The organism is Micromonospora sp. NPDC048999 (genome assembly GCF_040649295.1).
Lineage (GTDB): Bacteria > Actinomycetota > Actinomycetes > Mycobacteriales > Micromonosporaceae > Micromonospora.
Map to the genome: position 1 here is coordinate 238,881 of NZ_JBEZFI010000001.1, position 22,935 is coordinate 261,815.

Genomic DNA, 22,935 nt, shown 5'->3' on the forward strand with positions numbered 1-22,935 from the left:
ATCGTAGGGAAGCCCGCGACGGAGTACGGACCTGATCGTCGCGGACCCACCCCTGCCGGAGGTTTTCATGCGGACCCGCCGCGATCAGGTGCAGGCGTACCGCTTCGTCACCCGCCGCATCGTCTCGGCGCTGCTCTCCGGCGACCCGGAGACCAACGACCTGCCGATGCAACGGCTCGGCATGGCGGTGTTGGGCAGCGTGATCGCCGCCGCCGTGGTGCTCGGGGGCGCCGGCGCGTACGGGCAGCTCACCGGCAACGCCGCGCCGTTGGAGGCGAACACGTTGGTGATCGAGCGGGAGACCGGTGCCACGTACGTCTTCAGCGACGGGGTGCTGCACCCGACGCTCAACTACGCCTCCGCCCGGCTGATCCTCGACGAGGCCGCGCCGCCCGTCCGTACCGTGTCCCAGGCCTCCATCAGGGACCGGCCGCGGGGCCGTGCGGTGGGCATCGTCGGCGCCCCCGACGACCTGCCGGACGGCAAGTCGCTGGTCGGGTTGCCCTGGTCGGTCTGCGACGTGCCCGACCCGGCCGACCCGCGGCGATCCACCACCCGGCTGGTGATCGACCGGCCGTTGCCGGGCGGTGTCCCCCTCACCGACCGGGCGGTCCTGGTCCGGACGAACGACGCGCGATACCTGCTCACGGGCGGTGCCCGGCTGCGGGTGGTCGGCGACGAGCAGGCACTGGTGGCGTTGAAGATGGCCGGCGCGACCACCCTGACCGTGGGGCAGCAGCTGCTCAACGCGGTGCCGGTCGGGCCGGCGCTGCGTAAGCCGGCCATCGACGGCGACGGCGAATCCAGCGGCGTGGCGGTCGGTGGCCGCCCCGCACGGGTCGGCCAGGTCTACCGGGCCGCCGGCACCTACTACGTGCTGACCCGGAAGGGGCTGGTGCCGGTCAAGGAGATGACCGCGTTGCTGCTGCTCGGCAGCGGCGGTCAGGTCACCGACATCACGCCGGACCAGGCCGGCCAGCTCTACGTCGACGAGCGGCTGGACGCCGAGGGGCTGCCGGACCAGCCGCCCGCCCTGCACGAGGTGCGGCCGGGCCGGACGGTGCTCTGCGCCACGTACCGGTCGGGCGGGTCGGGCCAGCCGCCGGTCACCACGCTGGAGGTCTTCGACCAGCCGCCGGCTGAGCTGACCGCGTCGGCCGGCGTGGCCGCTCGGCAGGGCCCCCGGGACGCCGTACGTACCGCCGAGAGCGTGCTGCTGCCCGGCGGCAAGGGCGTGCTGGTGCAGGCGACGGCCGGTGAGAGCGGCACGGCGGCGGCGGGTGCCACGGTCTACCTGATCACCACGCAGGGGGTCCGCTTCCCGCTCGGCACCGCCACCGGTGACGCGCAGATCGCGCTCGGGTACGGCGACGTGCAGCCGTTGGGGGTGCCCGCCTCGTTGCTGGCGCTGGTGCCGACCGGACCGACGCTGGAACGGCGGGACGCGATGACCCAGTTCGATCCGGGTGCTCTGTCGGCCGGTGCGGCGCCCGGGTCGGGCGACCCGGCGGCGACGCCGGCCCAGGGCGGCTGACCGGGCCGAGTCCAGTGTGGAGCCTGGCTGGCCGCGGGTCGCCCCGAGCTGTTCGGGTCGACTAACCTGAGCGTGGCCAACGGTTGCCGACATTGACCACGGGGATCTGCCATGACCGGGCGCACAACAGTAGACGTACTTTCCCTGGAGGATTTCCACCAGCGGCTCAAGCTCCGGCTCAGCGAGGCCGAGTCGGTGTTGAAGAAGCTCAACACCGAGATGCAGTGCCGTCCGCCCGCGCTGGGCACCTTCACCGACGCGACCGGCAACATGCGTCGCTACTCCGAGACGTACACGAGCTACGTCAACCACGCCGAGCGGCTACGCCGGGCGATCGAGGCCGTCCAAGAGGCCACCCACAAGATCTCGACCAACTACCGGACCGCCGAGGCGCGCAACGCCGCCGCCGCGGCCGACATCATCGCCGCGCTCTCCGGGCTGACCGAGGCGATGAAGCCGGCGAAGGGAGATGATCCGCGTGTCTGAATACACCCGGCGCTACGAACATGTCAGCCACCGGGAGCTGTACCAGGGTGTCACCGCGGGCGACCCGACGCAGGTCGACGGGCTCGCCGCGCAGTGGAGCTCGCTGAAGGACACCCTGGAGAGCCTCGGCCGGGACCTGGCCGGTGACCTGGACGCGCTGGCCAAGACCTGGTCGGGCGACGCCGCGCGAGAGTTCCACCAGCGGGTGAATCTGGTGGTCGACTACTCCGGCAACCTCGCCCACGACATGGCCGGCCTGCGGCAGGCGTTGGACCTGATGGCCACCGCGCTGCGCACCGCCCAGTCGAAGGCGGAGAGCCCGGAGGAGACCGACGACAACGACAAGCTGGTCTCCGGTGCCACCAAGGGCTTCCTGATCGGCGGGGTTACGGGCGCGGTCATCGGCGGCATCGTCGGCCACGAGCAGGACAAGGCCGAGCAGGAGAAGGCGCACCAGCGGATGGTGCAGGTCGTCGCCAACCTGGCCGAGGGTTACGACCTGTCCGCGTACGGGCGGGTCGTCATCCCCGAGCCGCCCGACCACCGCCTGCCGGGCCACATCGACCCGTCCGGCCCGACGCTGGACCGCGGCCCGTCGGTGGCTACGCCCTCGTCCGGGCCGACCTCCGGCACCTTCGTGCACCCCCAGGGGCCGACCGCGACCCCGTCGGGCGTGCAGCACACCGCCCCGACCAGCGACACGGTGGACGGCAGCGTTCCCGGGAGCCCGGGCACGGGCAACCCCGGCACCATCGGCAGCCCCGGCACCGTCGGTTCCGTCGGTTCCGTCGGCGTGGTCGACCCCGCCGGCACCTCGCTCGCCGGCGCCGGTCCGGTGACGGTCGGCGGCCCGACGCCCACCGGCCTTGCCGGCACCGGCGGCACCACCTCGACCGTGCTGACCGGCAGCGGGGGCCTCTACGGGGCGCCGGGTGTGGTCGGCACCGGGTCGCTGGCCGGTGCGGGCACGCCGGCCGGCGGCCGGGCGGGCAGCGTGGCCGGGCTGGACAACCGTTCGGCGGCCGGCACCGGGCGGCTCGCCGGCGGGCGGGGCGCGGTGGTGGAGTCGGAAGGCCGGTCCACCGGCAGCCGCGGCACGAACGGGCGCTCCGCGATGGCCGGGCGCAACGGCGTGCTGGGCGGGCGCCGCGAGCACGACGAGGATGAGTCGGAGGAGCGGCTCACCTGGCTGACCGAGGACGAGATGGTCTGGGGCGACGGCCGGCCGGCGCCGCCACCGGTGCTCGGCACCGACTGACCGCACGCTGACGGACGGCGCGGCGACCCCTGAGCGAAGGGGCACCGCGCCGTCCGCATTCGCACGGCCGGGTATACCTAGTGCGTATACCTGATGTGTATAGTCTCCTCCATGTCGATCGGTCACACCTTCCTCGGGCTGCTGGAGTCCAGCCCCCGACACGGATACGACCTCAAGCGGGCGTACGACGAACGCTTCGGGCACTCCCGGCCACTGCACTTCGGCCAGGTCTACTCCACCCTGTCCCGGCTGCTCCGCAACGGCCTGGTCGAGGTCGACTCGGTCGAGCCCGGGGAGGGCCCCGAGCGCAAGCGGTACGCGATCACCGAGGCGGGGGTGACCGACGTCCAGCACTGGCTGTCCCAGCCCGAGAAGCCCGAGCCCTACCTGCAGAGCATCCTCTACACCAAGGTGGTGCTCGCGCTGCTCACCGACCGCCCCGCCGCCGACCTGCTGGACACCCAGCGGGCCGAGCACCTGCGGCTGATGCGCGAGCTGACCCGGCGCAAGACCCACGGCGACCTCGCCGAGCAGCTCATCTGCGACCACGCGCTCTTCCATCTGGAGGCGGACCTGCGCTGGCTGGAGCTGACCACGGCACGTCTCGACGAGCTGGCGAAGGAGGTCCGGGGATGACCGGCGACGCCCTGCTGATCGCGGAGGACCTGCACAAGTCCTTCGGCCCGACCCCGGCCCTCGCCGGCGCCTCGGTCTCCGTACGCGCCGGTGAGGTGGTGGCGCTGATGGGCCCGTCCGGGTCGGGCAAGTCCACGCTGCTGCACTGCCTGGCCGGCATCCTCCGCCCCGACCAGGGCCGGGTGCTCTACCGGGGCGCCGAGCTGACCTCGCTCTCCGACCAGGCCCGCAGCGCGCTGCGCCGCCGGGAGTTCGGCTTCGTGTTCCAGTTCGGGCAGCTCGTACCGGAGCTGACCTGTCTGGAGAACGTCGCGCTACCGCTGCGGCTGGAGCGCGTACCCCGCCGCGAGGCGGAACGGCGGGCCACCGAGTGGCTGGACCGGCTGGAGGTGACCGACGTCGCCGGCAAACGGCCGGGCGAGATCTCCGGCGGCCAGGGCCAGCGGGTCGCGGTGGCCCGTGCGCTGGTCACCACCCCGAAGGTGGTGTTCGCCGACGAGCCCACCGGGGCCCTGGACTCGCTGAATGGCGAGCGAGTGATGCGCCTGCTCGCCGACGCGGCCCGGGAGAGCCGAGCTGCCGTCCTGCTGGTGACCCACGAGCCACGGGTGGCGGCGTACTCCGATCGGGAGGTCGTGGTCCGCGACGGCCGGGCCCGCAGCCTGGAGCAGGCGGCGTGACCGCGGTGGACTTCCGACGGCCCGGCGGCCGGCTGCGGGCCGCGCTGGGCGACCTGCTGATGGGCGCGCGGATGGCCTTCACCGGCGGGCGGGAGGGCTGGACCCGGACGGTGCTGACCGCGCTCGGCGTGGGCGTCGGCGTCGCGATGCTGCTGCTCGCCGCGGCGGCGCCCGGCGCGATCGACGCCCGCGCCGACCGGACTGCGGCCCGGGCCGACTGGGTTGACCGGGCGGATCTGCCGGCGGCGGCGAACACGTTCCTGGTCGTACCGGTCGACACCGACTTCCGAGGGACCTTCGTCCGGGGGCGGATCCTCCACCCGGAGGGCCCCGACGCGCCGGTGCCGCCCGGCCTGTCCACCTTCCCCCACGACGGCGAGGCGGTGGTCTCCCCGGCGCTGCGCGCGCTGCTCGATTCGCCGGACGGCCCGCTGTTCGCACCCCGCCTGGGCGGGGCCCGGGTCACCGGCACGATCGGTCCCGAGGGCCTGTCCGGCCCCCACGAGCTGGCCTTCTACCTCGGCCGCGACACCATTAGGCCCGACCGCGGAATGCGCCTGGATCACTTCGGCGACTCTGGCCCGGGTGAGCAACTCAGTCCGGTGCTGTGGCTGCTCATCGTGGTGGTCTTCGTGGTGCTGCTGCTGCCGATCGTGGTGTTCCTCGGGGCGGCCGTCCGCTTCGGCGGTGAGCAGCGCGACCGCCGGCTCGCCGCGCTGCGGCTGCTCGGGGCGGACGCCGGCATGGTTCGCCGGATCGCCGCTGCCGAGGCGGGCACCGCCGCCCTGTTCGGGCTCGCCGTCGGTGCGCTGCTCTTCCTCGCCGGTCGCCAACTGGCGCCGCTGATCTCGCTCTACGACATCAGCGTGTTCCCCGGCGACCTGCGCCCGGTGCCGTGGCTGGCGGCGCTGGTGGCACTGGCCGTGCCGCTGCTCGCCGCCGGGGTGGCGCTGCTGGCCCTGCGCGGTGTGCTCGTCACGCCGTTGGGCGTCAGCCGCCGGGCCACCGCGGCCCGGCGCCGCCTCTGGTGGCGGTTGCTGCTGCCTGCGGCGGGGCTCGCGCTGCTGCTGCCGCTCGTTGACGTCCGGGCCGCCCGCTCCGGCACGTTCCATGCCCAGGTCGCGGCCGGCGCGGTGCTGCTCCTCGTCGGCACGGTCGCCCTGCTGCCCTGGCTGGTCGACCTGCTGGTACGCCGGCTACGCGGCGGCCCACCGCCCTGGCAGCTCGCGATCCGACGACTCCAGCTCGACAGCACCGCCTCGACCCGGCTGGTCAGCGGGGTGGCCGTCGCCGTGGCCGGCACGATCGGGCTGCAGATGCTGGTGGCCGGCGTGCAGGACGAGTTCCGGAAGAACACCGGCCAGGACCCGACCCGGGCCCAGGTTGCCGTATGGCTGGACAATCTGCCGGATCCCGGGAAGGCCCTGGCGCAGCTGGCGGCCGTGCCGGGCGTGACGCGAAGCGTCGGAACCCTGTCCCTCAGCGCCGAGCCGGCGGTCCCGGCCCAGGACGGGTCGGAGGATCAGACCCTGATCCGGGTCGGCGACTGCACGGCGCTGGCCGAATTCGCCGACCTCGGCTCCTGCGCCGACGGTGATGCCTTCCTGACCTGGGAGGACGCCCCCGTCCCCGGTATCGGTCCCGGCACCCGGCTGAGCCTCGGCGACGGTTCCGTGACCTGGCGGGTACCCACGAACGCCCGGACCGTGCCGGTACGCAACGACCCGATGGGGGCAAGGCACAGCGGGCTGTTGGTCACCCCCGGGGCGATGCCGTCGCTGCCACCCCACGTCTCGGCCCACGCACTGCTCAGCGTGGATCCCCACGACCCGGACGCGGTGGAACGGGTCCGCGCCTACGTCGCCGGGCTGGACCTGTTCGCCTCGGTGAACGCGCTGACCGAGATGCGGGAGAGTTCGCAGTTCGCCAACGTCCGGCGCGGGCTGCTCGCCGGCGCGGTGGTCACCCTGCTGCTGATCGGGGTGAGCATGCTGGTCGGCGTCCTGGAGCAGCTCCGGGAACGCCGCCGGCTGCTCGCCGCGCTGGTCGCCGTCGGGACGCCCCGGAGCGCGCTCGGCTGGTCGGTGCTGGGGCAGACCGGGGTGCCGGTGCTGGCCGGGCTGGTGCTCGCCACCGGCATCGGGGTGGCGATGGGGGCGGCCCTGCTCAAGATGGTGGGCGCGCCGGTGGTGGTGAGCTGGCCGGTGGTGGCGCTCGGCGTCGGGCTTGGTGCCGCGGTGGTGCTGCTGGTAACGCTGGCGAGCCTGCCGGTGCTCTGGCGGCTGACCCGTCCCGACGGTTTGCGATTCGAGTGACCCTCGACGGCCCACCCGGTGGCGCGGGGCACCGGGTGGGCCGTCGGCTCCGCCGTCGGTAGTGGTCTGTCCACAGCGCAGGGTGGGGCGGTTCACGTATCCGACACGCCGGTCGAGATGCACGAGGCGGATCTGCCGGATAGGTTTGAGCGGTGCTGCCCGTAGCGTTCACCCCGCCCCTCTGGGCGGCGACGCTGCGCAGGCTGCGGGAGCTGGCCCGGGTGGCGGTTGCCGCCCTGGTGCTCGTCGTCGGGCTCAACGGGCTGGCCGCCGCCCCGGCCACCGCTGAGGCGACCGTCTTCAGTGCGAGCGCGGCGACCGGCGCATCGGCCGCCGAGGCCCGGCTGGCCGCGCCGGATGTGGACACCGCCACCGGGCCGCTACGCCGGTCGTTCACCTCGCCGGCTCCGGACGTACCGTCGCGCCACGTCGACCACGACGTCGCGCCGCCGCCCACGGGCGCGGTCGTCGTGCCGACCGCCGACCCCGGTCGAGAGTCGATCGCCCGCCGCGGCCCGCCGCGCGCCTGAACGTGCCGGCCGCCCATGCGGCCTCCGCTGCGTTCCTCGCCGCCCCCTCCGGGGTACGGCCCAAACGGCGCTGTCGCGCCGACGGCGATCCGCCGCCCGTCCAACCGGGCCCTGAGCATGAGTTCCGACCGTTCCACCACGAGGTGCTGGTGATGCAGACCGTTCTCTCCACCGTCCTGCCCGACGTTCCCCAGGCCGCCGGAATCTGGCTGGCCCTGCTCGCCGTGGCGGCGATCGTCGTCGCTGCCCTGATCGTCCGCCCGGACCTGTTCCGCTCGGTGTTCGGCGAGCGGATCAGCGAGGCGGCCATGCCGACCAGCCTGGAGTTGGCCGAGGAGGCCCGCGAGCAGGCCCGGTACGCGCAGGAGGTCGAGGTGGCGTCGTCCCGCGCGGCAGCCACGGCCGACCGGCGACGCGCCGAGTGGCTGGCCGTCCAGGAGCAGGTCGAGGAGGCGTGGCAGGCGTACGAGGCGGCCGAGGAGGACGTCCGCCGGCTGGCCGTCGCCGCCGCGCTGCCCCTGCCGCGTACCGCCCAGACCCCCGCCGAGTACGCGGACCGGGAGCGCTGGCTGCACCGGGCGGCGCTGGACGCGCAGGGGCGCAAGGAGATCACGGTGGAACAGCTCAACGACATCCTCGGCCATCGGGGCTGGGACCCGCGCCGGCACCCGGTGGAGCAGGAGTTGCTGCTGCGTCGGCTGGTCCGGGACAACCTGCGCACCCGGCAGCGGGCCGCCCGGGAGCGGGAGCAGGCCGCCTGGCAGGCCGCCGAGCTGGCCGCCGCCGCCGCGCGGAGCCTGCGCGACGAGGCGTACGTGGCGACCTGTCCCACGCCCGAGCCGCAGTCGTCGCTGTCCATCGTGGGTCTCACGGCGCCGGAGACCACCCGGGAGCTGTCGACCACGGGCCGACCCGCCGAGGTCACCCGTGAGATCCCGCCGGCCGCCCGGGGCCGGGCGGCCGTGCCGGCCTACTGACCGGCCGGCCCGGGCTGACACGGCCGTGCACGCCGTAAGGTCCGGGGGGGGTTAGTGCTGGTTTGTCCCATTCGAGGCGGAATGTTCGTTATGTGGTGAGCGGGGCCACCAGGAGGGGTGGAATCGGGGGCCACCACCGCTCGTTGCACTTCTGGTACGGCTGCAACGCCGGATCCCTGAGAACAGCCGAGCGCGCCACTCCTGGTGCTGCGTCTCTCCGGAGACGTCAACCCCCGAATGGAGCTTCGACATGAACTCGATTTTCCGTAAGAGCATGCTGTCCGTCGCCGGTCTCGTCATGTCCGGTGGTGTCATCGCCGGTCCCGTCCTGGCCGCGCACGCCGCCTCGGCGGACGCCACCCCGGCCGCCTCGGCGGGCACGCCGGCCACCTCGGCGGACGCCACGCCGGCCACCACAGCGACCGCTGCCGGTGCTATCGCCGATTACCAGTACCAGGCCCAGCCCAACGGCTACTACTGCGGCCCGGCCTCGACCCGGATCGCGCTGTCGGCCGAGGGCATGCAGGTCAGCCAGGACAAGCTGGCCAGCGAGCTGGGCACCACGTTGAACGGCACCGACTCCGCCTTCGACATCACCCGGGTGCTCAACGATCACACCGGTGGCAAGTACAAGACCACCGAGATCCAGGACAACGTGGCCACCCAGGCTCAGATCGATCAGCTGCGCGCGGATGTGAAGACCGCGGTCGATCAGGGCCGCCCGGTCGTGGCCAACATCCTGGGCACCGCCCTGGACGTGGACGGCGTCGCGCACAGCTACACGGGTCACTACCTGACCGTGGTGAAGTACAAGGACGACGGCAACACCGTGCTGATCGCCGACCCGGCCAGCCCCGGCGAGCCGACGTACTGGATGAACGTGACCGACCTGGCCAACTGGATCGCCAGCCGCGGTTACAGCTCCTGACCGAGCGGAACACGAGGGCCGGTCTCCCCGAACGGGAGGCCGGCCCTCGCCGTGTTCGACGCGTAACATGGCCGCCGTGCCGCGACCGGTGATCTTCGACCTTTACCACACGCTCGTCGACGGGGCGGACTCCGAACGGGACCGGGTGGTCGGGGAGATGGCCCTGATGGTGGGGGTGGAGCCGGCGGCGCTGGTCGACGCGTACCACGCCACCTGGCGGGACCGGATGCTGCGCTGGGACGTCGCGGAGACCGTACGCGTCCTCGCTGGACGGCTCGGCGGGACACCGACCGAGGAGCAGGTGACCCGGGCGGCGGCGCACCGCCGGGAGCTGGCCATTCGGGTGCTGGGCCGGGTCGCGCCGGAGACCCTCGCCGTGCTGGACGCGTTGCGCGCCGACGGCCACCCGCTCGGCCTGATCAGCAACGCCACCGCCGAAACCGCCGAGGCGTGGCCGGCCGGCCCGCTGGCCCGCCGCTTCGACGTCACGGTGTTCTCCTGCGAGGTCGGCGTGGCCAAGCCCGACCCGGCGATCTACCGGGCGGCGGCCGAGCGGCTGGGGGTTGCTCCGGGCGACTGCGTCTTCGTCGGCGACGGCGCGGACGGCGAGCTGGCCGGCGCGCGGGCGGCCGGCATGACGGTGATCCGGACCACCGAGCACCACGACAGCGATCCCGACTGGACCGGGCCGGCGCTTGCCGCCCTCAGCGAGCTGCCCGCCCTACTCGGCCAGGGCTAGCCGCCCGCCAGATCAGGCGGCCGGCGGATCAGGCGGCCGGCGGATCAGGCGGCCGGCGGATCAGGCGGCCGGCGGGTGCGGATCGAGCGGGCGCTCGAAGAAGCTCTCCAGCACCACCACGGTCTGCGTGCCCGTGACACCCTCGACCTCGAACAGCCGGCGCAAGCTGGCCTGCAGCTGCTCGGGCGTTCCGACCCGGATCTTGACCAGCAGCGAGGCGGGGCCGGCGATCACGTACGCCTCCTCCACCTCTGGCAGGGCGGCCGCCGCCGCCCACGACGGGCTGCACTGCTTCGACCCGGACGGCACCCTGCTGGGCAAGCTGCACCTCCCCGAGATCGTCGCCAACTTCACCTTCGGCGGCCCGAAGCGCAACCACCTCTGCATCTGCGCCTCCAGCTCGCTCTACAGCCTGCGGGTGAACGTCAACGGGGTCCGCTACCCGGGTTGGTGACCGGTCAGGCCGGGTGGGGCGTACGCAGGTGGGTGGTGAACCAGGTGCCGGCCTGGTCGGCCACCTGGTCGAGCATGCCGGGCTCCTCGAAGAGGTGGGTGGCGCCGGGGACGATCCGCAGCTCGGCCACCTCGCCCAGCTGGTCCCGCGCCTGCTCGTTGAGCACGATCACCTCCTCGTCCAAGCCGCCGACCATGAGCAACGTCGGTGCGCGCACCTTCGACAGGGCATTGCCCGCCAGGTCGGGTCGGCCACCCCGGGAAACCACCGCAGCCACCCGGTCCGCCCTGGTGGCCGCCGCCACCAGGGCCGCCGCGGCGCCGGTGCTGGCACCGAAGAGGCCGATCGGCAGCCGGCCCAGCGTCGGCTCGTCGCCCATCCAGTCGACGATCGCGGCCAGCCGCCCGGCGAGCATCCCGATGTCGAAGCGCAGCTCGGCGGTCTGGGCGTCGAGCACGTCCTCGTCGGGGGTGAGCAGGTCGACCAGCACGGTCGCCAGCGACCGGGCATTGAGCTGGCTCGCGACGGCCACGTTGCGCGGGCTGTGCCGCGAGCTGCCGCTGCCGTGGGCGAAGAGCACCACGCCGGTCGGCCCGGACGGCATGAACACGTCGGCGGCCAGCCCGCCCTCGGCCACCGGAATCGTCACCTCGCGCGTCTCCACGCCCCCGCATACCCCCACCACCCCCCACCTCACCTCCCCACCCCAGGGTCGGCGTCTTGCCTTGACGTCGGCGACAAGGTTTAGCGTTGCCCGCATGGAGGTCGGCATGCGGATCGGTGAGCTGGCGGAACGGGCCGGTACGAGTACCCGGACGCTGCGCTACTACGAGGCCCGCGGCCTGGTGCGGCCACACCGCTCCGCCAACGGCTATCGGCGCTACGACGACGCGGAACTGCGCGTCGTACACGAGATCCGGGCGCTGCTGGCGGTGGGCTTCGACCTGGACGACATCCGGCCGTTCGTGGCCTGCCTTCGCGCCGGCAACAGCTCCGGCGACGTCTGCCCCGACTCGGTCGCCGTGCTGCGGCGCAAGCTCGCCGAGGTGGACGACTACCTCGACCGGCTCGGCACGGTACGCCGACAGTTGCACGACCAGCTCGCTCGCGCGATCGCCCACCGGGAGGAAACATGCCTCAGGACACGGCCCAGACCCGACTGACCACGGTCACCGACGCGACGTTCGCCGCCACCGTGCTGGCCGCCGACCGCCCGGTCGTGGTCGACTTCTGGGCGGAGTGGTGCCCACCGTGCCGGGCGGTGTCGCGGCACCTGGCGGAACTGGCCGAGGAGTTTGGCGAAGCGCTGCGCATCGTGACCCTCAACTCCGACGAGAACCCGGAAACCACGCGGGCGTACCAGGTGCTGTCCCTGCCGACCCTGCTGGTGTTCCGAGACGGGCGGCTGGTGGGCTCGATCGTCGGTTCCCGCCCGAAGAACCACCTCCGGCTGAGCTTCGCCCGACACCTCGACGCCTGAGCCGCCGTTTGCCACCGGGGCGATCGGGAAGGCGCGGGGTGACCCACGGACCGGCGCAGCCGCGCCCCGACGGATCGCGAGGATCGTGATGGCCCAGCAGCAGAACAGGTCCCGCCAGCAGAACGCCCAGCAAAAACGCCGCGAACCGGACGCCGAGCGCTCCCGGGACTGGGCCGACGAAGCGGCGCAGGCGCGGACCGCCGACGACCCGCGGGCGATGGCGCCCCGGGACGCCGAGGGCCGACCGTCCAACGGCCGCCAGTTCTGACCTACGCACCGACCGGCCCGGCCCTGGATGTCCAGGGCCGGGCCGGCCTACGCCGCGGGCCGGCCTCGGCCGGGCGTAACCGGCCGGGGTTCATCTGACGTTGTCGGGCAGGCGCACGAGGGGCTCCCGGCCCGGCGGCTGCTCCGGCTGCGGCCCGCACGGTTCGGCCGGCGGCACCGGCACGGTGACCGGCTGGTCGCGGGTGACCCGGATCGGCTCGCCGTGATGGCGCAGCTCCAGCACGGTGTCCGGCCCGCCGTGCACCAACGAGTACGTGGTCTGGTGCGGCCGGACGTCCACCCGCAGGTGCATGGAACGCCACTGGAGCGAAAACTCCAGGCGGCTCAGCCGGCTGGACAGGCGTGGCGAGAAGGAAAGAATGCCCTCGTGGTCGCGGAGGCCGCCGAAGCCGGCGACCAGGGCGATCCAGGCCCCGGCCAGTGAGGCCATGTGCACGCCGTCGCGGGTGTTCTCGTTCAGGTCGTGCAGGTCCATCAGCGCGGCCTCGCGCAGATAGCGGTGCGCCAGCTCGGGGTGGCCGACCTCGGCCGCCATCACCGCCTGGGTGCACGCGGAGAGCGAGGAGTCCCGGACGGTCCGCCGCTCGTAGTAGAGGAAGTTCCGCATCTTCTGCGGGCCGGCGAACGCGTCACCCCGCCAGTGCATCGCCAGCACCAGGTCAGCCTGCTTGACGACCTGCTTCCGATAGAGGTCGAAGTACGGGTAGTGCAGCAGCAGTGGGTACTTCTCGGGCGGGGTCTGCTCGAAGTCCCACTCCTGCAACCGGGTGAACCCCTCCACCTGCTGGTGCACGCCGAGGTCCTCGTCGTACGGAATGTGCATGGAGCGCGCGGCGTCCCGCCAGGCGGCCGCCTCTTCCTCGGTCACCCCGAGTTCGAGCGCCTGGTCCCGCAGGCGCATCGCGCACTCGGCGGCGGTCAGCAGGTTCCGCTGTGCCATCAGGTTGGTGTAGATGTTGTCGTTCTTGACCGCGGTGTATTCGTCGGGGCCGGTCACGCCGTCGATGTGGAAGCGCCCGTCACGGTCGTGGTGGCCCAGCGAGCGCCAGAGCCGCGCGGTCTCCACCAGCAACTCCAGGCCGATCTCCCGCTCCAGCGTCTCGTCCTCGGTGGCGAGCAGATACCGCCGCAGCGCGTCGGCGATGCCGGCGGCGATGTGGAACGCGGCGGTGCCCGCCGGCCAGTACGCCGACGACTCCGGGCCCTCGATGGTCCGCCACGGGAAGGCGGCGCCCCGGAGATTCAGGGTTTGGGCCCGATCGTGCGCCTGCGGCAAAGTCGAGTGGCGCCAGTACAACGCATCACGTACCGCGCTCGGCTTGGTGTAGGTGAGCACGGGCAGCACGAACATCTCGGTGTCCCAGAACGCGTGCCCGTCGTACCCCGGGCCGGTGAGCCCCTTGGCGGCGATCGGCCGGCGTTCGGCCCGGGCACCGGCCTGGAGCACGTGGAACAGCCCGAAGCGGACGGCCTGCTGCACCTCCGGGTCGCCCTCCACCCGAACGTCGGAGGCGTCCCAGAACTCGTCCAGGTATTCCCGCTGCGCCCGGCGCAGGCCGTCCCAGCCGTCGAGGCGGGCGGCGGCGAGGGCCGCGCCGGCCTGGTCGCGCATCGCCGGCAGCGACCGCCGGCTGGACCAGCCGTACGTCAGGTACTTGACCACCCGCAGCGTCTGGCCCGGCTTGAGCACGCCGCCGACCGTGGTCCGGACCCAGTCCTCGTACCCCTCGGAGGAGATCGTCGTGCGCTCCGGGCCGTGCACCTCGTGCGCCATCGCGGCGACGACCCGCAGCCCGCTCACCTTGGTCCGGTGGATCAGCAGGCCGCCGTCGGCGGTGGTCAGCTCCTCCTCGGCCTGCAGGGGCGACTCCAGCACCGCGGCGACCCGAGGGTCGCGACTCTGCGGCGGCAGGGTCTCGTTGGCCACCAGCTCGGACTGGAGGATCAGCCGCATCGGCCCGCCGACCGGCTCGACCTCGTAGTTGATCACGGCGACCGTGCGCTGGGTGAACGACACCAGCCGGGTGCTGCGGACCTTGACCTCCCGCCCGGCCGGCGAACGCCAGTGCAGCTCCCGGTGCAGGGTGCCAGTCCGCAGGTCGAGAATCCGCTCGTGGGAGAGGAGTTCGCCGTACCGGACGTCGAGCGGTTCGTCGTCGACGAGCAGCCGGATCAGCTTGCCGTTGGTGACGTTGACGATGGTCTGCCCGGACTCGGGGAAGCCGAAGCCGGCCTCCGCGTACGGCAGGGGCCGCAGCTCGTAGAAAGAGTTGAGGTAGGTGCCGGGCAGGCCGTGCGGCTCCCCCTCGTCCAGGTTGCCGCGCAGCCCGACGTGGCCGTTCGACAGGGCGAAGACCGACTCGGACTGGGCCAGCACATCCATGTCGAGCCGGGTCTCGCGGACATGCCAGGGTTCAACGGGGTACGCCCGCTCGCGGATCATCGGACCGGCTCCCTCATCAGCTCGGCCAGGTCGGTCACCACTACGTCGGCGCCGTGTTCGCGCAGGTCGTCGGCCTGGCCGACCCGGTCGACGCCCACCACGTACCCGAAGCCGCCGGCCTTCCCGGCGGCCACCCCGGAGAGCGCGTCCTCGAAGACGGCGGCCTGCTCCGGCGCCACCCCGAGCAGTTGCGCGCCGGCGAGGAAGGTGTCCGGCTGCGGCTTGCCGCGCAGCCCCCGCTCGCGGGCGAACAGCCCGTCCACCCGGGCCTCCAGCAGCCGGTCCAGCCCGGCTGCCTCGACCACGGCCTGGCAGTTGGCGCTGGCCGAGACGACCGCGCGGCGGAGCCCGGCGCGGGCCGTCGCCTCCAGGTAGCGCACCGAGCCCTCGTAGACCTCGACCCCGTTCTCGCGCAGCCGCTTGAGCAGGACCACGTTCTTGCGGTTGCCCACCCCGTTGATCGTGTCCGCCTCCGGCGGATCGTCCGGCGTGCCGTCGGGAAGGCTGATCCCCCGGGACGCCAGGAAGGAGCGCACCCCGTCGGCGCGCGGTTTTCCGTCCACATACCGGTTGTAGTCCGGGCCGGGGTCGAACGGGCGGAACGGCTCGCCGGTGGCCGTCGCACGGTTTTTCAGGAACGCGTTGAACGTCTCGGTCCAGGCGGCGTTGTGCACCTTGGCGGTCTGCGTCAGCACACCGTCCAGATCGAAGAGACAGGCGGTCACGTGATCAGGTAGACCCAGCACGGTATGAATCTATCCACCGGATCGTCCGGGGAAACCCGATTCTGCGGGTCAGCGGGTCGACGCCCCCGCTGCGGAGCGTCATACCGCTCCACCCCTACACCACTCGACACTGATATGCCTCTGAGTCATGTTTATGCCTCAGAGGCATATCGCTCTTCAACAGAGTGCCTCCTAGCGCGCCAGGGCGGCCCGTGCGGCATCGCCGCACTGTGAACAACGCGGCCTTGATCTCGGCCCGCGTCAGCGCCAGCCGACGTCGATGCGGTCACCGCGCTCGTCGAAGAAGTGCAGGGCCTCCATGCGTACCTGGACGGCCAGCGGGTGCCCCGCCGTGACCGCCGGGTACGGGGCGAGCCGGACGGCCAACTCCGCCGGGCGGCGGTGGTGCCGGCCGGGGTCGGGAAGCACGCTGGTCCGGTTCCCGCTACCGCTGGGCACAGCCGCCGGGGCCTCCCCGGCCCGCCCGGCGAGCCGCTGCATGACCTGGCCGAACCGGCGCAGCCCGCGCTGGCCGGGCATGGCGTTCTCCACCGGGCCGCTCATCTCGTCGACCACGATCGCGGTGGCGCCGATGTCGAGGAAGGCCAGCGACTCGTGGCCGTGGTGCTCCAGGTAGCGGATCCGCCCGTGGAGCAGGTGACCGGGGCTTTCCGGGGCGACCGGGGTGAGCGCCTCGGCCCGCATCCCGACCACGATCCGCTCGCCGTGGTAGTGCGAGACGGCTCGGGCGCGAATGTCGTTCCAGGGCAGGTAGAGCGTCTGCTCGCCGAGGTTGAGCGCGACGTACCGGTCGAGGTGGACGTAGACCGACGCCTCCAGCAGGTTCATCCGGGGACTGCCGAGGAACGCGGCGACGTAGAGGGTGGCCGGCCGACCGTAGACCTGGGTGGGGGTGCCGACGTCCTGCAGGACGCCCTTGCGCATGATGGCGACCCGGTCCGCCATGGTCAGGGCCTCGGCCTGGTCGTGCGTGACGTAGATGGTGGTGACGCCCAGCTCGCGGGTCAGCCCGGAGATCTCGGCCCGCAGCTCGGCGCGGAGGCCGCTGTCCAGGTTGGAGAGGGGCTCGTCCATCAGGAACAGCCCGGGTCGGCGTACGATCGCCCGGCCCATCGCCACCCGCTGCCGCTGGCCGCCGGAGAGCTGGCTGGGCTTACGGCCGAGCACGTCGCCGATGCCGAGCGCGCCCGCCACGTCCTGGATCCGCTCCCCGCGCGCGTCCGGCTCGATCCCGGCCAGCCGCAGCGGAAAACCGATGTTGTCGCCGACGGTCATGTGCGGGTAGAGGGCGAAGTCCTGGAAGACCATGGCGATCCGTCGATCCCGGGGTGGCAGGTCGTTGGCGACCTCGCCGTCGAGCATGACCGCTCCCGAGGTCGGGTCCTCCAGCCCGGCGACCATCCGCAGCACAGTGGACTTGCCACAGCCGGAGGGGCCGAGCAGCACCATGAACTCGCCGTCGTTGACGTCCAGATTTATGGTGTCGACCGCGATGGTCCCGTCCTGGAACACCTTGGTGACATCCTTGAGCGCGACGGTGGTCACCGTCTCCTCCCCTGCTTGGCCGAAACCCGCAGATGACTGTGACGAGTGTCATCGAATTAGCACATCGGGTAAACGTGCCATCTTCGCCTCGTGACGGACCTGTTAACGCGGACTTGACGGCCCGCCACCCGGCCGGAGCCGGTCAGGCCGGCTCATCGAGGAAGATCCGGCGAACGACCCGCTCGGCGGCGTGGCCGTCGTCGAGCGCGCAGAACCGGGCCCGGAACCGCCGCCGGGCCCGATCGGCCGGCTCGGCCCGGAACGCGCCGGACCGGAACACGTCGAGCAGGGCGGGGAAATCGAGGGCCACCGCGCCCGGCGGCTCCGCCAACAGGTCGAAGTAGACACCCCGAGTGACCCGGTAAGCGTCCCAGTCCGGGGCGTAGACGACGATCGGCCGGTCCAGGACGGCATAGTCGAACATGGTCGAGGAATAGTCGGTGACCAGCACGTCCGCGGCGAGGTAGAGCTCCTCCACCGGCTCCTGGGCGCTCACGTCCAGCACCCCGTCGCCGGTCGGGCCGCGCGGTCGCCGGTCCCGGTCGTGGAAGTAGTGGCTGCGTACCAGCACCCGCCCGGACGGGCCGAGCACCTCGCGCATCCGGTCCGGGTCGAACGGCGGCCGCCAGCCGGGCAGATGCTCCCGGTGTGTCGGCGCGTACAGCACCACCGTCTCATCGGGGCCGATGCCCAGCTCCGCCCGCGCCTGGCGGCACTGCGCCGGGGTGGCCAGCGCCAGCCGGTCGTTGCGCGGGTAGCCGACCTCCAGATGGGTGAACCCGGCCGGGTACGCCCGGTCCCACATCTGGGTCGAGAAGCTGTTCGAGGTGACGCTGTAGTCCCACCGGTCCATCCGGCGCAGCAGCCCGGCGAAGTCCATCCCCACCGCGCCGAGCGGGTATCGCTGCTGGTCCAGCCCCATCACCTTGACCGGGGTGCCGTGGTGGGTCTGGACGTGCACCGAGCCCGCGCGCTTGCGGACGTGGTCCGGGAAGTTGACGTTGTTGATCAGCCAGCGGGCCCGGGCCAGCACCCGGTAGTAGTCCCGGGTGCCGGCGATCACGTACTCGACGCCGGGCGGCAGGCTGGCGACCCGGTCCGGCCGGACGATCCACACGCCGCGTACCTGAGGCGCCAGCCGCCGGGCGGCGGCGTAGATCGCGGCCGGGTTGCAGGCGTACCCCCGATACCAGTACGCGGCGTAGACGGCGAGGTTCGGGTCGAGCGGCCGATGCAGCTCGGCCCGGTAGTACTCGCTCAGCACGCCGTCGCGCGCCCCCCGCGCGGCCCGGCGGGCCACCGGCAGCACCCGCCGCCGGACCCGGCGGACCGAACGCCGCGCGTGCTCCTCGGCCCGGTGAGCCGCGCGGAGCACGCTGAACGTCCGCCAGCGCCCGGCGGCCACCAGTTGGTGCTTCACCCCGGCCAGCCCGGGTGGCACCGGGTAGCCGTCGGGCGGCAGGAAGCGGACGTAGTCGTCGTGCATCTGGGCGAAGAACGCGGGCCGCAGCCCGGGGACGATCCGCGCGCCGTTGCCGAGCACGGTCAGGTAGTGCCAGATCATCCGCTCGAAGATCGCGGGGCGCAGCCCGGCCACCTCCGGCCCCCACCGGTCCATCAGCCGGAACACCCGGTGCCACTGGGCGAACACCTCGAAGTGCCGATCCCCCCGGGTACGGGTGATCGCTCCGGTCCGGCGCTGCCGGTAGTTCAGGCAGATCCGGTCCAGCACGCCGATCCGCTCGGCGGCCAGCAGCACCGGGTAGCTGAACGAGACGTCCTCGTACCAGCCGGGCGCGAAGCGCAGCCCCCGCTCGGCCAGGAACTCCCGCCGGACCACCCGGTTCCAGGCGGTGTGCAGCAGTCGCAGGGTCTGTGGCCGGTCCCGCAGCCGGAACGTCGCCGCACCGGGCGGCTCCGGAAACACCTCGGCCATGGCGCTGCGCACACCCACGTTGTCCCAGTACGCCCGGATGTGGTCGACGATCAGCGCGTCCGGCCGGGTGGCCCGGAGCCGGTCCGCCACGTGCGGCAGGCAGCCGGGGACCAGCCAGTCGTCCCCGTCGACGAACCAGACGTACTCGCCGGCGGCCCGGTCCAGCCCGACGTTGCGGGCCGGACCGAGCCCGACGTTCTCGGCGAGCCGAACCGGGCGGACCCGGGGGTCGCGGTCGGCGTACTCGGCCAGGATCTCGCCGCTGCCGTCCGGGGAGGCGTCGTCGACCCCGATCACCTCCAGGTCGCCGTACGGCTGGCCGAGGATCGAGTCGAGACATTCCCGCAGGTAGCCCTGCACCCCAAAGGCCGGTACGACGAAGCTGATCAGGGTCATCCCGGCCGGCCCTCCGTCAGCCCGGCGAGCGGCCACCCCCACCCACCGGGACCGGCGCCCGTCGGGCGCGGGCCGGCAGGACCACCCAGGCGAGGACCACGCTCGCGACAAAAACCACGAGAAGGTACGCACCGAGTGTAACCAGAGCAATACTCGTTATCCCCGCGATCGCTGCCAAGGCCAGGATCGCCGAGCGGCCGTCCCAGCCCAGCGACCAGTTGTGCAGCGGCGGGGCCGCTTGCCGCTTCTCCAGCCGGGCGGTCAGGTCGTAGTGGTGCAGGGTGAGCACGAAGACGTACCCGAAGATCAGCCAGGCGGGTGCACGGCCCGCCACCCCGGCGGCGATCGCGAAAAGATACTCGCCGGCCCGCAGCGCGGCCGGGACCAGCCAGTCCAGCGGCCCGGTGTGCGAGGCCCGCGCCCCGCCTGTGGCAACGAGCAGCACCAGCACCGCGAGCAGCGCCCAGCTCCCGTCGAACCGGCCCGCGCTCCCCGACCAGAGCGCCGCCACCAGCAGCACAACCGGACCGACTGCCCCGAGCAGCGCCAGCGCCAGCGGCCCCGGTCGGCGCGGCCCGCCAATCCGCGGCATCACCGACCACTCGTCGCGGTGCACCGCCACGTCGACGGTGGCCATCACCGGCACCCGCATCCAGCGCGCCCGCAGGGTCCGCAACGCCCCGGTGTACGCGAACGCCAGCGTGCCCCAGGCCAGCACCGCGCAGAGCGCGACCAGCGGGCCGAAGAACGCGGCGGCCACCGCGATCAGCGCCCACCGCTCGCCGATCGGGAAGACCACCGTCCGCTTCAGCCAGTACGACACCGAACCGGTGTCCGCCTGCACCTTCGTCGAGGCGGCGTTCAGCTTCCCGCCGATGCCCCCGGCCGGTTCGGTCGCCGGACGGGGCCGGCGGGCCGCCTCGTCGTGCAGCACGCCGTACCAGGTGTCGGTCATGTGCCGCACGGTCTGCAGGGTCATCGCGGCGATGGCCAGGGCCCAGCCGTAGCGGAAGCCGGCGTGCGTGGCGCCGTAGCCGAGGCCGGCGTAGACGAGATATTCCTTGGCCCGGTCGGCCATGGTGTCCAGCCAGCCGCCCCAGGCGCTGAACTGCCGGGTGTAGCGAGCCAACTGGCCGTCCACGCAGTCGAGGACGAAGCCCAGGTAGAGCAGGACCGCCCCGGCGACCAGCGCGGGCCGCCCGCCGGCCCCGAACAGCAGCGCGGCGGCCACCGCGAAGGCCACCGAGATCATGGTGACCGCGGTCGGGCTGAGCCGCAGCCGGGCGGCGGCCTTCGTCACGTACACCGACCAGGTGCTGACGAAGAACGTGGTGAAGAAGTCGTCCCGCTCCTTCACCGACAACCGCAGCTCGGCCCGGTCCTCGTCGACCGCGGCCACGGCCGCCTCGGCCCGGTCCGCCTCGGCGGGGGTGTTGACCCGGTGCGCCACGAGCAGGCGTACCCGGTGGGCGAAGCTCAGCGTGCCGCACGCCGCGAGTTCGGCGAAGAGCCGGTCCACCGCGCCCGCCGCCGAGGCCTGCCCGGCCGCCGCCGCCTCGGCTGCGGCGGCGAGGGTCGGCAGGTCGGCCGCGCCGACCCGCAACGCGCCGCCGAACACCCCCGTCGCGCCTTCGGGATCGCCGACCGCCACCACCTGGCCGCGCTCCTCGCGGACCGGCACCTGGCCGGCCGCCGGCGGGTCGGTGAGCACCAGGGCCACCGTCGGCCCCACCGGGCTGGTCGCCAGATGCCGGAGTACGGCGGTGTGCGCCACCAGATCGGCCCCGCTGACCAGCACCGGGCCGGTGGCGCCGGCCACCAGCGCGGCCAGTTCGGTCAGGTCGGCGGCCACCAGCACGTCGCTCGCCCCGGCCCGCCGCCACTGCCCGACGAGCCGGTCGGCCAGGCGCTCCCCGGCACCGGTGGTCAGGCCCGCGGCCGCGTCGGCGGCGAGCACGATCGCGAGCGTCACCGCTGCGCGGCGCTGTCGTACGCGTGCAACGCCTCGTCGATCGTCCCGTCGACGGTGAGCCGCCCCGCGTCGAGGTAGAGCCCTCGACGGCAGAACCGGGTGAGGTCCTTTTCGTTGTGTGACACCAGCACGAGCGTGCGCCCTTCCGCGAGAAGTCGCTCGATGGTCGCATAGCACTTCGCGCGGAACTCCGCGTCCCCGACGGCGGTCACCTCGTCCATCAGGAGGATGGGGTGCGGCAGGTGGGCGATGACCGCGAAGCCGAGCCGCACCTTCATGCCAGAGGAGTAGTGCCGGACCGAGGTGTCGATGGAGCGCTCGACCTGCTCCCCGGCGAAGGAGACAATCTCGTCGAAGTGCCGCCGCAGGTACGCCGTCGACAGCCCGTGCAGCCCGCCCACCAGGTAGAGGTTCTCCCGGCCGGTCAGCTCGTTGGAGAAGCCGGCGGACAGTTCCAGCAGCGGCGCCACCGCACCGCGTACCCGGATCCGGCCCTCGTCGGGGATCAACACGCCGGCGATCAGCCGGAGCAGGGTGCTCTTGCCGGTGCCGTTACGCCCGACCACCCCGACCGTCTCCCCCGACTCGATCCGGAAGGACACGTCCCGCAGTGGCCAAAACTGCCCGGCGGTGTTGTTCCGCCCGCCCCGGTGGATCAGCAGCTCCCGCAGCCGGAGCTGGCGGCGCCGGTTGCGGACGAACCGGATGCCAAGCCGATCCGCCTCGACGATCGCCATTCAGAGTTCCTTGAGCACGGCCGGTTCGAGCCGGCGGAACGACCACCAGCCGACCGCCAGCACCAGCAGGCTGCCCAGGACGGTGATGGTGAGCAGCCGGGCGTCGGGGAACTCGTCCGGATACCAGATCGAATGTTGCAGCTGGAGGATGCCGACCAGGGGATTGAACTCGTAGCCGAACTTGACCCAGGCCGGCATTCCGGAGTCCCGCACCAGACTGAGCGGATAGATGATCGGGGTGGCGTAGAAGAGCACTCGGATGATCAGCCGCATGAAGCGCTCGATGTCCCGCATCAGCACGTTGCACGCCGACAGCAGCAGCGCGACCCCGGTCAGCAGGACGAACTGCACCGCCACGGCCAGCGGCAGGGCGAGCAACGTCCAGCCGAGGTGGATCTTGCCGTGCGCCGCGTAGATCGCCGCGACGCCGGCCAGGACGGGCAGGCCTGCGGCGTACTCGGCGAAGCGGCCGGTGACCCGGCCGATCGGGAAGACCTGCCGGGGCACGTTCATCGTGGTGATCAGCCGGGCCTGCCCGGTCAGCGCGTTCGTCGCCTCGTTGAGCGCGGAGCTGACCCACATCCAGGCGAAGATCCCGGTGATCAGGAACAGCGGGTACGACCCGGCCGCCTCGCCCAGGTGCCGGCGGGTGGCCCCGGAATAGAGCACCCCGAAGACGAACCAGTAGATCAGGCCCATGCCGAGCGGCTCGATGAGCGACCAGAGGTAGCCCAGGACTGACTGCTGGTACTTCACCGCGAGGTCCCGCTTGACCAGGATGCGCAGGGAGTTGCGGGCCGACCAGAGCGCGGCGACGCCTGTCGTCACCATCCCATCCTCGCCCGGGCCACCCCA

At 72.7% G+C, this 22,935-nt stretch carries 21 protein-coding genes and 2 pseudogenes; 14 read left to right on the forward strand and 9 right to left on the reverse strand.

Annotated features, from left to right (window positions below; all coding sequences use genetic code 11):
• The first annotated feature begins 67 nt into the window (after positions 1-67).
• The 10 genes from eccB (at position 68) to AB0C02_RS01215 (ending at position 10,083) form a co-directional block, all read left to right on the forward strand.
• Positions 68-1,534 (forward strand): type VII secretion protein EccB, encoded by a 1,467-nt coding sequence (eccB, locus tag AB0C02_RS01170; protein WP_357539830.1) that lies wholly within the window; start codon positions 68-70, stop codon positions 1,532-1,534.
• A 111-nt stretch (positions 1,535-1,645) separates the two neighbouring features.
• A complete protein-coding gene (locus tag AB0C02_RS01175) occupies positions 1,646-2,020 on the forward strand; it encodes a hypothetical protein (RefSeq protein ID WP_357539832.1) in 375 nt (124 codons plus the stop codon).
• Positions 2,004-3,278, forward strand: coding sequence for a WXG100 family type VII secretion target (locus tag AB0C02_RS01180; RefSeq protein WP_357539834.1), 1,275 nt, complete (start codon positions 2,004-2,006; stop codon positions 3,276-3,278). The genes AB0C02_RS01175 and AB0C02_RS01180 overlap by 17 nt, the downstream gene beginning before the upstream one ends.
• Before the next feature lie 111 nt (positions 3,279-3,389).
• Positions 3,390-3,914 carry a PadR family transcriptional regulator gene (locus tag AB0C02_RS01185; RefSeq protein WP_357539836.1) on the forward strand — a complete coding sequence of 175 codons (525 nt, stop codon included), beginning with the start codon at positions 3,390-3,392 and terminating at the stop codon, positions 3,912-3,914.
• Positions 3,911-4,594 carry an ABC transporter ATP-binding protein gene (locus AB0C02_RS01190; protein WP_357539838.1) on the forward strand — a complete coding sequence of 228 codons (684 nt, stop codon included), beginning with the start codon at positions 3,911-3,913 and terminating at the stop codon, positions 4,592-4,594. The genes AB0C02_RS01185 and AB0C02_RS01190 overlap by 4 nt, the downstream gene beginning before the upstream one ends.
• Entirely contained in the window at positions 4,591-6,909 is a 2,319-nt protein-coding gene (locus AB0C02_RS01195; RefSeq protein ID WP_357539840.1) for an FtsX-like permease family protein, read from the forward strand. The genes AB0C02_RS01190 and AB0C02_RS01195 overlap by 4 nt, the downstream gene beginning before the upstream one ends.
• A 152-nt stretch (positions 6,910-7,061) precedes the next feature.
• Positions 7,062-7,439 carry a hypothetical protein gene (locus AB0C02_RS01200; protein WP_357539842.1) on the forward strand — a complete coding sequence of 126 codons (378 nt, stop codon included), beginning with the start codon at positions 7,062-7,064 and terminating at the stop codon, positions 7,437-7,439.
• A 152-nt stretch (positions 7,440-7,591) separates the two neighbouring features.
• The gene (locus AB0C02_RS01205; protein ID WP_357539844.1) at positions 7,592-8,416 is read left to right on the forward strand and encodes a hypothetical protein; all 825 of its coding nucleotides are present in this window, start codon (positions 7,592-7,594) and stop codon (positions 8,414-8,416) included.
• Positions 8,417-8,666: 250 nt separating this feature from the next.
• The gene (locus tag AB0C02_RS01210) at positions 8,667-9,344 is read left to right on the forward strand and encodes a C39 family peptidase (RefSeq protein ID WP_357539846.1); all 678 of its coding nucleotides are present in this window, start codon (positions 8,667-8,669) and stop codon (positions 9,342-9,344) included.
• Between the two features lie 76 nt (positions 9,345-9,420).
• Positions 9,421-10,083 carry an HAD-IA family hydrolase gene (locus AB0C02_RS01215; RefSeq protein ID WP_357539848.1) on the forward strand — a complete coding sequence of 221 codons (663 nt, stop codon included), beginning with the start codon at positions 9,421-9,423 and terminating at the stop codon, positions 10,081-10,083.
• Between the two features lie 60 nt (positions 10,084-10,143).
• Here AB0C02_RS01215 and AB0C02_RS01220 read toward each other — a convergent pair.
• Positions 10,144-10,344 (reverse strand): annotated as a pseudogene (locus AB0C02_RS01220) (Lrp/AsnC ligand binding domain-containing protein); the annotation flags it as partial.
• On the opposite strand from AB0C02_RS01220, the pseudogene AB0C02_RS01225 reads away from it, so the two are divergent.
• Positions 10,334-10,537 (forward strand): annotated as a pseudogene (locus AB0C02_RS01225) (SMP-30/gluconolactonase/LRE family protein); the annotation flags it as partial. The pseudogenes AB0C02_RS01220 and AB0C02_RS01225 sit on opposite strands and share 11 nt — an antisense overlap.
• A gap of 4 nt (positions 10,538-10,541) precedes the next feature.
• On the opposite strand, the gene AB0C02_RS01230 reads toward AB0C02_RS01225, so the two are convergent.
• Positions 10,542-11,201, reverse strand: a complete 660-nt coding sequence (locus AB0C02_RS01230) for a dienelactone hydrolase family protein (RefSeq protein ID WP_357539850.1) — start codon at positions 11,199-11,201, stop codon at positions 10,542-10,544.
• Between the two features lie 106 nt (positions 11,202-11,307).
• On the opposite strand from AB0C02_RS01230, the gene AB0C02_RS01235 reads away from it, so the two are divergent.
• The 3 genes from AB0C02_RS01235 to AB0C02_RS01245 all read left to right on the forward strand — a co-directional run bounded on the left by AB0C02_RS01235 (position 11,308) and on the right by AB0C02_RS01245 (position 12,285).
• On the forward strand, positions 11,308-11,700 hold the full coding sequence (locus tag AB0C02_RS01235; protein ID WP_357540964.1) for a MerR family transcriptional regulator: 393 nt from the start codon (positions 11,308-11,310) through the stop codon (positions 11,698-11,700).
• Positions 11,670-12,017, forward strand: a complete 348-nt coding sequence (locus tag AB0C02_RS01240; protein ID WP_357539852.1) for a thioredoxin domain-containing protein — start codon at positions 11,670-11,672, stop codon at positions 12,015-12,017. The genes AB0C02_RS01235 and AB0C02_RS01240 overlap by 31 nt, the downstream gene beginning before the upstream one ends.
• A gap of 88 nt (positions 12,018-12,105) precedes the next feature.
• The gene (locus AB0C02_RS01245) at positions 12,106-12,285 is read left to right on the forward strand and encodes a hypothetical protein (protein WP_357539854.1); all 180 of its coding nucleotides are present in this window, start codon (positions 12,106-12,108) and stop codon (positions 12,283-12,285) included.
• A gap of 90 nt (positions 12,286-12,375) precedes the next feature.
• Here the strand turns inward: AB0C02_RS01245 and AB0C02_RS01250 are convergent, their stop codons facing one another.
• From AB0C02_RS01250 to AB0C02_RS01280, 7 genes are all read right to left on the reverse strand, one after another.
• A complete protein-coding gene (locus AB0C02_RS01250; RefSeq protein WP_357539855.1) occupies positions 12,376-14,748 on the reverse strand; it encodes a glycoside hydrolase family 65 protein in 2,373 nt (790 codons plus the stop codon).
• The gene (locus AB0C02_RS01255; RefSeq protein ID WP_357539857.1) at positions 14,745-15,494 is read right to left on the reverse strand and encodes a beta-phosphoglucomutase family hydrolase; all 750 of its coding nucleotides are present in this window, start codon (positions 15,492-15,494) and stop codon (positions 14,745-14,747) included. The genes AB0C02_RS01250 and AB0C02_RS01255 overlap by 4 nt, the downstream gene beginning before the upstream one ends.
• 240 nt (positions 15,495-15,734) lie before the next feature.
• The gene (locus AB0C02_RS01260; protein ID WP_357539859.1) at positions 15,735-17,039 is read right to left on the reverse strand and encodes an ABC transporter ATP-binding protein; all 1,305 of its coding nucleotides are present in this window, start codon (positions 17,037-17,039) and stop codon (positions 15,735-15,737) included.
• Between the two features lie 142 nt (positions 17,040-17,181).
• Positions 17,182-19,371: a bifunctional glycosyltransferase family 2 protein/CDP-glycerol:glycerophosphate glycerophosphotransferase gene (locus AB0C02_RS01265; RefSeq protein ID WP_357539861.1), complete on the reverse strand. Its 2,190-nt coding sequence runs from the start codon at positions 19,369-19,371 to the stop codon at positions 17,182-17,184.
• Between the two features lie 16 nt (positions 19,372-19,387).
• Positions 19,388-21,343: a DUF5941 domain-containing protein gene (locus tag AB0C02_RS01270; RefSeq protein WP_357539863.1), complete on the reverse strand. Its 1,956-nt coding sequence runs from the start codon at positions 21,341-21,343 to the stop codon at positions 19,388-19,390.
• Positions 21,340-22,080, reverse strand: coding sequence for an ABC transporter ATP-binding protein (locus AB0C02_RS01275; protein ID WP_357539865.1), 741 nt, complete (start codon positions 22,078-22,080; stop codon positions 21,340-21,342). The genes AB0C02_RS01270 and AB0C02_RS01275 overlap by 4 nt, the downstream gene beginning before the upstream one ends.
• Positions 22,081-22,908: an ABC transporter permease gene (locus AB0C02_RS01280; RefSeq protein WP_357539867.1), complete on the reverse strand. Its 828-nt coding sequence runs from the start codon at positions 22,906-22,908 to the stop codon at positions 22,081-22,083. It abuts the gene before it with no gap.
• Positions 22,909-22,935: the final 27 nt, after the last annotated feature.